The organism is Symbiopectobacterium sp. Eva_TO, assembly GCF_053848865.1.
In genome coordinates this window covers 1,113,514-1,126,794 of record NZ_JBSPEY010000004.1, presented here as the reverse complement: position 1 = coordinate 1,126,794, position 13,281 = coordinate 1,113,514, and the positions used below count along the sequence as shown (strand labels likewise).

Genomic DNA, 13,281 nt, shown 5'->3' with positions numbered 1-13,281 from the left:
CGATGTCGAGCATAGCACCGATACCCCGTAACGAACGACGCCTGATGAAGAAAACTATCCATAAAACGCGTGACAAGAATCACGCCCGCAGGCTGACCGCCATCCTGATGTTGCACCGGGGCGAGCGCGTGAGCGATGTCGCCAGAATGCTTTGCTGCGCCCGTTCGTCAATCGGCAGATGGATTAACTGGCTCACCCTGTACGGCATTGAAGGCCTCAAATCTCTGCGGCCCGGTCGTGGCCGTCGCTGGCCGTTTGAACAGATCTGCGCACTGTTAATCCAGCTCGTAAAGCGTTTCCCTCATGATTTTGGCTATCAGCGTTCGCGCTGGAGCACGGAACTGCTAGCGATAAAAATCAATGAGATAACCGGTTGCCAGTTGCATGCTTCCACGGTGCGCCGTTGGCGGCCTTCTGCCGGTCTGGTGTGGCGACGCGCAGCTCCTACGCTGCGTATCCGCGACCCGCATAAGGAAGAAAAAATGGAGGCCATCGCGATGGCGCTGGAACAATGCAGCGCGGAACATCCCGTCTTTTACGAAGACGAAGTGGATATTCATCTGAATCCCAAAATTGGCGCGGACTGGCAGGTTCGCGGGAAGCAGAAACGCATCGTGACGCCGGGCCAGAACGAGAAATATTATCTGGCGGGTGCATTACACAGCGGGACGGGAAAAGTCAGCGATGTTGGAGGAAACAGTAAAAGTTCGTGTTTGTTTATCAGTATGTTAGAGCATCTGAGAGCAACGTACAGACGGGCAAAAACGCTCACGCTGATAGTTGATAACTACATTATTCACAAAAATCGGGAGACGCAGCGCTGGCTGGAAGAAAACCCGAAATTCAGGGTTATTTATCAGCCGGTGTACTCACCATGGGTAAATCATGTAGAGCGGTTATGGCAGGCGTTGCATGAAACCATTACCCGCAATCATCAATGCTGTTCAATGTGGCAGTTACTGAACAAGGTTCGCCGCTTCATGGAAACCGTCAGCCCGTTTCCCAGTGAAAAACATGGACAGGCAAAAGTGTAGCGGTATTAGGAACAGCTATTTAGGTAACCGATAATTATTTTTTACGTAGCATTTCTTCAATGAAGTCTTTCCAGTGACGCACTTCTACTTCTATCATCATGTCCCCCTGGTAATAAACTTGATGTAGCCCCCTGTAACACCAGACAGTAGCTGTATCTCCAGATAAGAGATAGGCTTAGATATATGTCTAACAATCATGCTAATTTTGAAATGACCGGGATCCTGTTAGGGCAAGAAGTCCGTAAGCGTAAAACTCCGCAAAAGAAAATCGCCATCATTCAGCAGACAATGGAGCCGGGGATGAACGTCTCCCATGTAGCCCGCCTGCATGGCATCCAGCCCAGCCTTTTGTTTAAGTGGAAGAAGCAATACCAGGAAGGAAGCCTCACCGCCGTTGCGGCCGCAGAAGAAGTGGTTCCAGCTTCGGCGCTGGCGACTGCCCTCAAGCAGGTCCGGGAGCTACAGCGCCTTCTGGGTAAGAAGACGATGGAAGTTGAGATCCTCAAAGAAGCAGTGGAGTACCGCCAGTCGCGAAAATGGATAGCGCACGCGCCCTTGTTGCCAAAGGACGGGGAATAGCTCTGGTCAGCCGCGCCATGAGCGTGTCGCGTGCGCAGCTGTCACTGCGGGTTAACCGTTCTGCCGACTGGCTGGACAGGCGCAGCAACCGGCGTAATGACGAAGCTGATGCTGAGATATTATCGGACATCCTCCGTATCATCAGCGACATGCCCAGTTACGGTTACCGCCGAGTGTGGGGTATCCTGCGTAAGCAACGTCGTGCAGAGGGACTTCCACCGGTGAACGCCAAACGGCTTTACAGGATAATGAGCGAGCATAACCTGCTGTTGTTGCATGATAAAACTGAACGTCCGAAGCGGGAGCATAAAGGCAAAATCGCGGTAGCAGAGAGCGATATGCGCTGGTGCTCAGATGGCTTCGAGTTCGGTTGTGACAACGGCGAGAAGCTGCGGGTGACGTTCGCACTGGACTGCTGCGACCGGGAGGCCATAGACTGGGCAGCGAGCACCAGGGGTTATGACAGTTCAACCGTGCAGGATGTGATGCTGAGGTCGGTGGAAAAACGCTTCGGTAGCGCGCTGCCGGATAAACCAGTGCAATGGCTGACGGATAATGGTTCAGCGTACACAGCGCATGAAACGCGGAAGTTCGCCAGAGAACTGAATCTGGAGCCCTGCACAACAGCAGTGAGCCGTCCACAGAGTAACGGCATGGCAGAACGGTTCGTGAAGACGATGAAGGAAGATTACATCGCCTTCATGCCAAAACCCGATGTGCGAACAGCGCTGAAGAACCTTGCAGCGGCGTTCAATCATTACAATGAAAACCATCCGCACAGTGCGCTGGGATACAACTCCCCAAGAGAATATCGGCGCCAGCGGGCATCGTTAACTTAAGATACAAAAGCTGTCCGGAGATGGTGGGTCAAGATCACCCTGGAAATTAACTGAGGCCAGTATAAGCCATATCGTTATACACATCTTTCTAACGCACTGTTTAATCAATGAGTTACGGGTTTATCTCAGAGTGGCATTTTGAACCTCAAAAAGCCAATGGGATGGCTTGAATGCCTTAATTCACGGGGTTCTGAGCATCCTGTTCAAAAAATGGCCAAAAGATGTGTATAACGATATGAGTATAAGCCCACTTTTTAACCAGCGAAACGTTTTCCTGTCGAATAAAAAGCGAACAAGATCCCATTCTGAGCAGATTGCATCGGTGGATATCCCCGCCATTTTTCGGCATGCTGACACATTCACCTGCCGCCTTAATGGCCTCCCGATGAGAAAGGACTGTTATCACCATGACGCTGATGATGTACGGTATTAAAAACTGCGATACCATCAAAAAAGCACGACGCTGGCTGGAAGCGCATCAGATTGCCTATCAGTTTCATGATTACCCTGTCGATGGGTTGGATCATACGCAACTAACCGCCTTTATCCGCCTTGTCGGTGATTGGCAGCCGTTGCTCAATACGCGCGGGACCACCTGGCGACAATTAAGTGACGCAGAGCGCGCCGCCGTCATCGATGCCGAAAGCGCCATTGCGCTGCTGTTGGCCCATCCAGCCTTGATCAAACGCCCGCTGATGGTGAGCGGGGAGCGCGCCCTGTTAGGCTTTAACGCCGAAAGTTACCACGCCTTTACCGCGGAGAAAGAGAGAGATGTCCTGCCCCGTTTTAGAACTTGCACAACAATTGATTAAACGCCCGTCGCTCAGCCCGCGCGATGAAGGGTGTCAGGCACTGCTGATTGAACGTCTGAAAGCGGTGGGCTTTACCATTGAAAAAATGGATTTCGGCGATACCGAAAATGTCTGGGCATGGCGCGGTGAAGGCAAAACGCTGGCGTTTGCCGGGCATACCGATGTGGTTCCGAGCGGTGATGCCAGCCGCTGGCAGCACCCACCGTTTGAACCTACCCTGCGCGATGGCTTTTTGTATGGGCGCGGTGCAGCAGACATGAAAGGGTCAATTGCAGCCATGGTGGTGGCCGCTGAGCGGTTTGTACAAGCTAATCCCCATCATCAGGGCCGCCTGGCGTTTTTGATCACCTCAGATGAAGAAGCCAGTGCGGTGAACGGCACGGTGAAAGTGGTTGAGGCGTTAATGGCACGTAATGAACGCGTGGATTACTGCCTGGTGGGCGAACCCTCCAGCACCACCAAACTAGGCGACGTGGTGAAAAACGGGCGTCGTGGCTCTATTACCGCCAATCTGACGGTACACGGGGTACAAGGCCACGTGGCCTATCCGCATCTGGCCGACAACCCAGTACATCGCGCCATGGAAGCCCTGAATGAATTGGTGGGCACCGAATGGGATCAGGGCAATGCCTTTTTTCCTCCCACCAGCATGCAAATTGCCAATATCAATGCGGGCACTGGCAGCAATAACGTGATACCCGGCGAGCTGTTTGTGCAGTTTAATTTCCGCTTCAGCACCGAGTTGACGGACGACGTGGTTAAAGCGCGCGTCGCCGCTCTGCTGGATCGCCATCAGCTTAACTACACGCTGAACTGGAATCTCTCCGGCCAACCATTCTTAACACCTCCAGGATATCTGGTCGATGCCGTAGTGACCGCCGTTGAGCATTACAGCGAAATCACTCCGGAGTTGCTGACCAATGGCGGTACGTCGGATGGGCGATTTATCGCGCAGATGGGCGCACAGGTGGTAGAACTTGGCCCGGTAAACGCCACCATTCATAAAGTGGACGAATGCGTCAGCGCCGCGGATCTGCAATTACTAAGCCTTATTTATCAACGCATTATGGAGCAGCTCATCGCATAATGACGCACGCCATGCTCACGGGGAAAACCCGTGAGCACCTTGTCCCGCTCGGTGAGGCGCACAGCCTGCAACCGGCCGCCCTCACTGCCTTCACGGGCTTACATCAGGCGGCTGCGCGTGATGGTTTTCAGTTACAGCCCGCCAGCACCTTTCGTGACTTTGCCCGCCAGCGCCACATCTGGAATCAAAAATTCAACGGCGAGCGCCCGTTGCTGGATAAAAACAGCCAGCCGCTGGTGGCAGCAACGCTTTCCGTGGCGGAACGCTGTGCCGCGATATTGCGCTGGTCTGCCCTCCCGTGCGCCAGCCGCCATCACTGGGGCTCCGAGCTTGATATCTACGATCCGTCACGCCTGCCTCAAGGGGCTCGTCTGCAACTGGAGCCGTGGGAATATGAGGCGGGCGGCTATTTCGCTGAACTGAACGACTGGCTTACTGCGCATATGGCACAGTTCGATTTTTACCGACCTTTTGCCCACGATCGCGGCGGCGTTGCTGTGGAACCCTGGCACATCAGCTACCAGCCCTTGTCCAGACCGGCAGCGAAACAGTTGACACCAGAGGTTATTTTGGAAGCCTGGCAACATGAAGATATCGCGGGAGATACCTGGCTACGCCTGCATCTGCCTGATATTTTTTCCCGCTTTATCATGAATATCGATGAGGATTGAACATGTCCTGGCTGGCTGATTACTGGTGGGTGATTCTGATTATTCTGGTTGGTATGGTGATTAACAGCATGAAAGAACTGAGCCGCCTCGACCATAAACGCTTTCTCAAGAATAAACCGGAGCTGCCTCCGCATAGAGACAACAACGCCGAGTGGGATAAAGAAGATGACTGGCCGGAGAAAAAACCCTGATGCGTTTCTCTTCCAGCCAGTTGCCTGCGGACCATTTTTGAACAACGAGTCAGGGTGCTGAGCGAGGGGTTAAACTCTCCGCTTTTTCCAGCAGAAATTCATAGAACTCTTTGGCGCACTGTGACAAGTGCCGCTCTTTGTCGGTCACCAGATAGATGCCGCGCTGTAGCGACAGATCGCGAAACGGTACAATCGCGATATCCTTGTGCTGAAACTGAAACAGCGTCAGACCGGTCACAATGCTCACCCCATAGTTGGCTGCGACTAGCCCCATCATGGTGGTCAGTTGGCGCACTTCAAGCACGTAGTTAAAGCTGTGCGGCGCCATCAGTTGATCGGTGTACTGACGGATGCTGGTCCCCTGAGAGAAGCCCACAAAGGCGTGCTGTGCCACTTCGGCAACGTCAACGCTCTGGCGCTGTGCCAGAGGGTGATTGCGGTGACAAATCAGGAAAAACTCATCGGCAAACAACATTCGGGAACTGAACGTGCCCGGAGAAGGCTGACCTGCGGTTAATGTGTATTAGTCGCGACTTGATCTGACACTGGACCTTGAAAGGTTGAGAGTTACCGGTTTTGATATGGGTGTCGAATCCTTATACAAAACACGAGGTAACTCTCATGCTTCATACTAACAATCCCATCATCAAACACAAAGCCGGCCTGCTCAATCTCGCCGAAGAACTCGGTAACGTATCAAAAGCCTGTAAAATCATGGGGGTGTCACGCGACACGTTTTATCGCTATCAGGAACTGGCGGCAGAAGGCGGCATTGACGCTCTGGTTAACCAAAACCGCCGGGTTCCCAACCTGAAAAACCGTGCTGATGAAGCCACTGAACGTGCGGTTGTTGATTACGCCATTGAGTTCCCGGCTCATGGCCAGCACCGGACCAGTAATGAGCTGCGTAAAAAAGGCGTCTTCATTTCTGGCAGCGGTGTGCGCTCCATCTGGCAACGACACGATCTGGAAAACTTTCGTAAGCGCCTGAAGGCACTTGAGGAAAAAGTTGCCAGAGAAGGCATCGTACTTACTGATGCTCAAATCGCTGCACTGGAGAAGAAGGCGCACGACGACGAAGCCTGTGGTGAAATAGAGACTGCTCACCCGGGTTATCTGGGGTCGCAGGACACCTTCTACGTGGGTAATCTGAAAGGTGTTGGCCGTATCTACCAGCAGACGTTCGTGGATACGTACTCGAAAGTGGCGCACTGCAAGCTTTACACGAGTAAAGCACCGATCTCTGCCGCCGACCTGCTCAATGATCGCGTGCTGCCGTTCTACGAAGCTCAGGGGCTGCCAATGCTAAGAATACTGACGGACAGGGGGACGGAGTACTGCGGTAAAGTGGAACAACATGACTATCAGCTGTACTTGGCTATCAACGATATAGACCATACGAAAACGAAAGCGATGTCTCCGCAGACAAACGGTATCTGCGAGCGCTTCCATAAAACTATTTTGCAGGATTTTTATCAGGTTGCGTTCCGTAAGACGTTATACGAGGACCTAGAAAGTCTACAAAAGGATCTGGACAACTGGTTGTGGCATTACAATAATGAGCGAACTCATCAGGGTAAAATGTGCTGCGGGCGTACGCCAATGGCCACGTTACTTGATGGTAAACGAGTCTGGGCAGAAAAAAATCTGAACCAGATTTAATCTGACAGACACCTGTATAAATAACCGGTAACTGTCAGATCAGGTCTGAGCTAATACAGTTAATGCCACTTCCGCGCGTCCATCCAGAATAGCTTTCAGGCAGCGATCCCACTGCGTATCCAACAGCTCAACCTTGATATCAGGATGTGCACGATGGTGCTGTGCCAGCACATGCGGCAACCATTCCACCGCCATTGAAGGCAACACCGCCAATACAATTTTACCTTTGTATCCGGTGGCATAAGATTTAATCTCCACGACGGCGTCGTCGTGTGACTGAATGAGTCGGCGCGCAATATCGATAAAGTGAATGCCATTTCCGTTTAACTGCACCTTGCGCGTGGCTTTGTTGAATAAATAGATTTTATGCTGGCAGCCCAGTGAAACGACGGATCCTCGCAACGCAAAATCATGCAGTTAGGCTTCATGAGAAAACTGTACACCTGAGGGGACAAGCATTTTCTACCAAAAGTGGATTGGCAAAACAGCATGACTCACTATTATTCAACAAAGCCCACCTTCTTTTAAAAGAATGACTTCATAAAATTGCTTCTTGCCCTTTTCGGTGTTAACGGTGACCGTTTTTTCGGTGAAATATTTATCGCGCGCATAAGCCTTTACACATTGTAGTGGTCAACTAATATTGGCCACCGCATTAGACTGTATGTAGAACAGTCGCTCAGATTCGTTTGGAGTTAAGCCGCCGTTATACCAGTGAGGCCGGATAGCGCTGTAATACCCCGTGATGTAGCGGATAATCGCGTCCTGGGCTTCGCTGAAGCTGTTGTAACCCTTTGTCGGCACCCATTCTGTCTTCAGGCTGCGGAAGAACCGCTCCATTGGCGCATTATCCCAGCAGTTACCCCGCCGACTCATACTCTGCTTTATCCGGCAGCGCCACAGGGCTTGCCGGTATTGACGGCTGGTATAGTGGCTGCCCTGGTCGCTGTGGAACATGACTCCTGTTGGTTGTCCCCGGAGTTCCCAGGCCATCTGCAACGCTTTAACTGTCAGCGCCGAGTCCGGCGACGTCGACATGGCCCAGCCCACCGGTTTGCGGGCGAACAGGTCTAGCACCACCGCAAGGTAAGCCCAGCATTTGCCCGTCCAGATGTAGGTCACATCGCCGCACCAGACCTGATCCGGCGCGGTAACCGCGAACTGGCGGTTGAGATAGTTCGGTATTTCAACGTGTTCATTGCCGCCGCGTTTGTATTTGTGAGCCGGTCGCTGGCAGCTGGCGATACCCAGCTCCTTCATCAGCTTGCCAGCCAGCCAGCGCCCCATTTTGACACCAGAGCTGCCGGTGACGATGGTCGCGATACTTCGAGCGCCGGCAGAGCCGCCGCTGGCGTTCCAGGCTTCCATGACGCGACTACACTTAACCACGCGCTCACCGTCGGGTTCATTAGCGGAAGCCTGCCAGTGCCTGTAGCTGCTGCGATGTACCTCAAAAGTTTGGCACAACGCCGTGACCAGGTATCGCGCCCTCAGCCTGTCGACTACCGTGAACCGTTGAGTGAGTCCGACATTAAGAGCGCCGTAGCCTTTTTTAGGATTTCGTTCTCCATTTCAAGGCATTGGACTTTTTTCTTCATCTCACGCAGCTCGAGCTGTTCAGGGGTAAGAGGAAGTCCCGTTGGCGTTTTTCCCTGTCGTTCAAGGCGAAGCTTATTGACCCAGCGACTAATGGCAGAATGGCTGACATTAACCGCCTCTGCGGCCTTAACGTATGTGTAGCCGTGGTCGACAACCAGCTTTGCGGCTTCGAGCTTAAATTCCGCCGTAAAATGTTTACCCATGAGGTCACCTGTCGTGTTGATGAGGTGAGCATATCACCTCCGATCAGGTGGCCAGTATCAGTGTGCCACTACAGTTGGCAGTGACTTGTGTGATAGCCAAGGAAACTGAGCCGCCAGCAGGCGTGAAGCCGGTCGAGTGGCGGTTGCTGAGCAATCGCGTACCTGAAGGACGAGAAGATATCGTGGAGCTGATCGACTGGTATCGGGCTAGATGGGAAATCGAGATGTTCTTCAATGTGCTGAAGAACGGCTGCTGTGTCGAAGCGTTACAGTTATCGACCGTGGATCGCATTGAGCGGGCATTGGCGCTGTTCATGATCGTGGCATGGCGCATCGCCTATTTAATGCGTATGGGACGAACCTGTCCAGAGCTGGACGCAATGTTGTTCTTTGATTCCGACGAGACTCATGGCGCTTACCTACTGATGAACAAGCGTATGCCCAAGGGCCGCCCTAAGCTAAACGAAGTATTGCGCTTAGTTGCGCAACTGGGAGGCTTTCTTGCTCGAAAAGGCGACGGTGAACCAGGCGCAAAAATTATCTGGAAAGGCTTGCAGAAAGTCATGACGGCCGCCGAAACGCTACGCGCGCTCAGGCACGAACAGAGATGTGTATAACGAGGTGGCCTATGCCCATATCGTTATACACATCTTTCTAACGCACTGTTTAATCAATGAGTTACGGGTTTATCTCAGAGTGGCATTTTGAACCTCAAAAAGCCAATGGGATGGCTTGAATGCCTTAATTCACGGGGTTCTGAGCATCCTGTTCAAAAAATGGCCAAAAGATGTGTATAACGATATGGCCTATGCCCTGATATCTGACAAAGAAACATCGCTAACTGTTATCTATAGATAATCTGTTTAGAATAAATATGTGATAAATATCTATTATCAACAAATTTGAGTCGCGACCAGAAAAGGATCTATACTATGTCACTTTCTATTCAAGGTAATTCACTATTCACATTCAATAGAACGCTTAGTGATGAAAATATCCAGCGCGCTATTAATAGTTCATCAAAAGATGAAGCCATACATGTTGGAATATGGGAAAAAATTAAAGATTGGTTTTGTGGAACCAAAGCAAGTGAAGCACTGGAAAAAATTTATGAGTTAACACATAGTAATGATGAACCTGCTACTGAATCTGTTTTGAAAAAAATTACTGCTTTTTATCAACTTAAGGAAATGGCACATCCAGCTTATCAAGATAGATTTCAGGCATTTATTACTCAAAACAACGAAGATGGTATATATACTTTTTCTTTTTCTATTAAAAATGTTATGGATGAGCGAGAATTAGTTTATGGGAGCACTGAAAAAGACGTTTGTTCTTTGAAAGAAAGAGAATTAACTAATAGTAGTGAATTATTAGACAATGATACTGTCATCCGTGAAGGTCTCGATGTAGCTTTAAATAAAGTAAAATACGATGGTAAGCAAAATAAATTAGAAGGCGTGTCTTTAGCAAATCATGGACGAGTAAATCTGCATTTATTGGATGAAGAGGCAAAACAAGAAATGGCTATTAATCAGCGTTTCGCCCAAAAATGGATTTTATTACAAATGAAATGTTTTGATTATTATGCCCAGCAACGCTCTTCGCTAGATTCTATTGATGGCATGGATATCACAAAAACAATAGGAACAGAAAATGAGTGGATTTATCATTTTGCTCAATCAATTAACGAAATAAGAAGAAATACACAAGAAAGTCTCGCCAAGGAAATTAATAATGAAATCAATCAGTTAAATGGATTTAAAATTTATTCTCATCCTAGTGAATTAGATGATGAACCTATATATGCAGTGCCATATAACCAAAGCAATAAACCTATTTATGATAATATTCAATTTAACTTTTATGATAATATTCAATTTAACTCATCAGAAATTCCATCTAGTAAACATTATAAAGGTCCAATAAATGGTGATATTTACGCAAGAATAGATAAAAAGAGTGTTGATAAATCAGAATTACTCAAAGAAATAGATAATTTTATATTAGAGAATAGTGAAAACTATCCATATGCATATAAGCATGTTAGAAAATACGCGTAAATTTTAAATGACACGTGGGCTTTGTTGAATAAATCAGAGTTAGCGGACAGGATGGTTCCCGCTTGAACACCTGTTTTATGTAATCCGGACGCTGGCCTGCATACCCAACAGCGTCATCCGGTTCAGCGCTTTGACCATCGCCATGGCTTCTCCCACCTGCGCGTCATAGTCTCGCAGGCTCAGGTGGCCACCCAGCAGAGTTTTGATACGGAACATCGCCGTTTCTGCCACTGAACGGCGGTGATAACCCACTTTCTTTTTACAGATGTCATTACTCCCGCTCAGATACTGATTCGCCACCGCATGGTTACGTTCATGGTACTTGTCCGGCCACTATTGCGCCCCGCTTCGCGGCGGGATAAGGGCCTGTTCTTCTTTCTCAGCAACGCATCGTGGCAGTAACGGGACGATGACACAGTATCCCCCATGCGGATATAGCGCCGGATAGTCTGGCGGGAACAGCCCAAATGAGGGGCAATAGCACGTATGGACATGCCTTGCCGACGAAGAACAGCAATCTCCACTATTAACTCCAATGTTAGCATCGGCAGCTCGCTTAAAACTGCCAGTTTTACCCATGGTGGGTCAGTTTTACATTGGCATGTGGGTCATTTCTACATCGGTACTAACAAATCACCTCCCTGGAGAAGTGATTCAGTGGTGCTTCGTTCATCATGACGGCAAAGCAGCAGGCTGTTGTGGCTCTATTTTTATCTATAATTGTTTCTTTTTTAAGCCAATAGACATAGCGAATAGCTAATGCAGGTACAACCCAAATGCCTGATTCAATGCCGCCATGCATTGTCTTTAATGCGTTATTACCTAACGATTTTGCTATCTTACGAGTCCCCTTACTTTTGAAAAAAGCCGAAGGCCTCTGTGATTCAGTCGCTTTACCTTGCGCAACGGCGGCACGATGTAAATCATTCAGACAGTAAAGCCTGATCTTGACCCACCATCTCCAGACAGCTTTTGTATCTTAAGTTAACGATGCCCGCTGGCGCCGATATTCTCTTGGGGAGTTGTATCCCAGCGCACTGTGCGGATGGTTTTCATTGTAATGATTGAACGCCGCTGCAAGATTCTTCAGCGCTGTTCGCACATCGGGTTTTGGCATGAAGGCGATGTAATCTTCCTTCATCGTCTTCACGAACCGTTCTGCCATGCCGTTACTCTGTGGACTGCTCACTGCTGTTGTGCAGGGCTCCAGATTCAGTTCTCTGGCGAACTTCCGCGTTTCATGCGCTGTGTACGCTGAACCATTATCCGTCAGCCATTGCACTGGTTTATCCGGCAGCGCGCTACCGAAGCGTTTTTCCACCGACCTCAGCATCACATCCTGCAGGGTTGAACTGTCATAACCCCTGGTGCTCGCTGCCCAGTCTATGGCCTCCCGGTCGCAGCAGTCCAGTGCGAACGTCACCCGCAGCTTCTCGCCGTTGTCACAACCGAACTCGAAGCCATCTGAGCACCAGCGCATATCGCTCTCTGCTACCGCGATTTTGCCTTTATGCTCCCGCTTCGGACGTTCAGTTTTATCATGCAACAACAGCAGGTTATGCTCATATCGTTATACACATCTTTCTAACGCACTGTTTAATCAATGAGTTACGGGTTTATCTCAGAGTGGCATTTTGAACCTCAAAAAGCCAATGGGATGGCTTGAATGCCTTAATTCACGGGGTTCTGAGCATCCTGTTCAAAAAATGGCCAAAAGATGTGTATAACGATATGGGTTATGCTCGCTCATTATCCTGTAAAGCCGTTTGGCGTTCACCGGTGGAAGTCCCTCTGCACGACGTTGCTTACGCAGGATACCCCACACTCGGCGGTAACCGTAACTGGGCATGTCGCTGATGATACGGAGGATGTCCGATAATATCTCAGCATCAGCTTCGTCATTACGCCGGTTGCTGCGCCTGTCCAGCCAGTCGGCAGAACGGTTAACCCGCAGTGACAGCTGCGCACGCGACACGCTCATGGCGCGGCTGACCAGAGCTATTCCCCGTCCTTTGGCAACAAGGGCGCGTGCGCTATCCATTTTCGCGACTGGCGGTACTCCACTGCTTCTTTGAGGATCTCAACTTCCATCGTCTTCTTACCCAGAAGGCGCTGTAGCTCCCGGACCTGCTTGAGGGCAGTCGCCAGCGCCGAAGCTGGAACCACTTCTTCTCCGGCCGCAACGGCGGTGAGGCTTCCTTCCTGGTATTGCTTCTTCCACTTAAACAAAAGGCTGGGCTGGATGCCATGCAGGCGGGCTACATGGGAGACGTTCATCCCCGGCTCCATTGTCTGCTGAATGATGGCGATTTTCTCTTGCGGAGTTTTACGCTTACGGACTTCTTGCCCTAACAGGATCCCGGTCATTTCAAAATTAGCATGATTGTTAGACATATATCTAAGCCTATCTCTTATCTGGAGATACAGCTACTGTCTGGTGTTACAGGGGGCTACATCACAGACAGTAAAGCCCGAAAGCGTCCTGACGAACGATGGTATTTTCAATGACAACTAATTTAGACATAACGATTCCTCCATAAT

General features: G+C 50.1%; 11 protein-coding genes and 4 pseudogenes. 9 read left to right on the top strand and 6 right to left on the bottom strand.

Annotation, left to right across the window (positions count from 1 at the left end; all coding sequences use genetic code 11):
• The first annotated feature begins 2 nt into the window (after positions 1-2).
• The 6 genes from ACWWJF_RS07835 to ACWWJF_RS07810 all read left to right on the top strand — a co-directional run bounded on the left by ACWWJF_RS07835 (position 3) and on the right by ACWWJF_RS07810 (position 5,213).
• Positions 3-1,034: an IS630 family transposase gene (locus ACWWJF_RS07835; protein WP_455869134.1), complete on the top strand. Its 1,032-nt coding sequence runs from the start codon at positions 3-5 to the stop codon at positions 1,032-1,034.
• A gap of 210 nt (positions 1,035-1,244) precedes the next feature.
• Positions 1,245-2,452, top strand: a protein-coding gene (locus ACWWJF_RS07830; protein ID WP_455870991.1) for an IS3 family transposase whose coding sequence is annotated in 2 segments (ribosomal slippage) — positions 1,245-1,566 and positions 1,566-2,452 — 1,209 coding nt in all. Because the reading frame shifts where the segments join, the coding sequence is not laid out codon by codon here.
• 407 nt (positions 2,453-2,859) lie between these two features.
• A complete protein-coding gene (locus tag ACWWJF_RS07825) occupies positions 2,860-3,264 on the top strand; it encodes an ArsC family reductase (protein ID WP_455869133.1) in 405 nt (134 codons plus the stop codon).
• Positions 3,224-4,351, top strand: a complete 1,128-nt coding sequence (dapE, locus tag ACWWJF_RS07820) for a succinyl-diaminopimelate desuccinylase (RefSeq protein ID WP_455869132.1) — start codon at positions 3,224-3,226, stop codon at positions 4,349-4,351. The genes ACWWJF_RS07825 and dapE overlap by 41 nt, the downstream gene beginning before the upstream one ends.
• Positions 4,348-5,022, top strand: a complete 675-nt coding sequence (locus tag ACWWJF_RS07815; RefSeq protein WP_455870990.1) for a M15 family metallopeptidase — start codon at positions 4,348-4,350, stop codon at positions 5,020-5,022. Before dapE ends, ACWWJF_RS07815 begins: the two co-directional genes overlap by 4 nt.
• Positions 5,023-5,024: 2 nt before the next feature.
• Complete coding sequence (locus tag ACWWJF_RS07810; protein WP_455869131.1) at positions 5,025-5,213, top strand: YpfN family protein; 189 nt, start codon at positions 5,025-5,027, stop codon at positions 5,211-5,213.
• Between the two features lie 49 nt (positions 5,214-5,262).
• Here the strand turns inward: ACWWJF_RS07810 and ACWWJF_RS07805 are convergent.
• Positions 5,263-5,718: pseudogene (locus ACWWJF_RS07805) on the bottom strand (LysR substrate-binding domain-containing protein); the annotation flags it as partial.
• A gap of 116 nt (positions 5,719-5,834) precedes the next feature.
• Here ACWWJF_RS07805 and ACWWJF_RS07800 point away from each other — a divergent pair.
• Positions 5,835-6,875, top strand: coding sequence for an IS481 family transposase (locus ACWWJF_RS07800; protein WP_455868660.1), 1,041 nt, complete (start codon positions 5,835-5,837; stop codon positions 6,873-6,875).
• 39 nt (positions 6,876-6,914) lie between these two features.
• Here ACWWJF_RS07800 and ACWWJF_RS07795 read toward each other — a convergent pair whose 3' ends face one another.
• Positions 6,915-7,208 (bottom strand): LysR substrate-binding domain-containing protein, encoded by a 294-nt coding sequence (locus tag ACWWJF_RS07795; RefSeq protein WP_455869130.1) that lies wholly within the window; start codon positions 7,206-7,208, stop codon positions 6,915-6,917.
• 300 nt (positions 7,209-7,508) lie between these two features.
• Positions 7,509-8,677 (bottom strand): IS3 family transposase gene (locus ACWWJF_RS07790; protein ID WP_455869129.1). Its coding sequence is split into 2 segments (ribosomal slippage): positions 7,509-8,422 and positions 8,422-8,677, totalling 1,170 coding nucleotides; the frame shifts between segments, so codons are not numbered across the junction.
• A gap of 74 nt (positions 8,678-8,751) precedes the next feature.
• Here ACWWJF_RS07790 and ACWWJF_RS07785 point away from each other — a divergent pair.
• Positions 8,752-9,294, top strand: a pseudogene (locus ACWWJF_RS07785) (IS4 family transposase); the annotation flags it as partial.
• Positions 9,295-9,609: 315 nt separating this feature from the next.
• Positions 9,610-10,740: a hypothetical protein gene (locus ACWWJF_RS07780; RefSeq protein ID WP_455869128.1), complete on the top strand. Its 1,131-nt coding sequence runs from the start codon at positions 9,610-9,612 to the stop codon at positions 10,738-10,740.
• 75 nt (positions 10,741-10,815) lie between these two features.
• Here ACWWJF_RS07780 and ACWWJF_RS07775 read toward each other — a convergent pair.
• From ACWWJF_RS07775 to ACWWJF_RS07765, 3 genes and pseudogenes are all read right to left on the bottom strand, one after another.
• A pseudogene (locus tag ACWWJF_RS07775) lies at positions 10,816-11,147 on the bottom strand (IS5/IS1182 family transposase); the annotation flags it as partial.
• A gap of 218 nt (positions 11,148-11,365) precedes the next feature.
• Complete coding sequence (locus tag ACWWJF_RS07770; protein ID WP_455870989.1) at positions 11,366-11,671, bottom strand: KilA-N domain-containing protein; 306 nt, start codon at positions 11,669-11,671, stop codon at positions 11,366-11,368.
• Between the two features lie 48 nt (positions 11,672-11,719).
• Positions 11,720-13,107, bottom strand: a pseudogene (locus tag ACWWJF_RS07765) (DDE-type integrase/transposase/recombinase).
• Between the last annotated feature and the right edge of the window lie 174 nt (positions 13,108-13,281).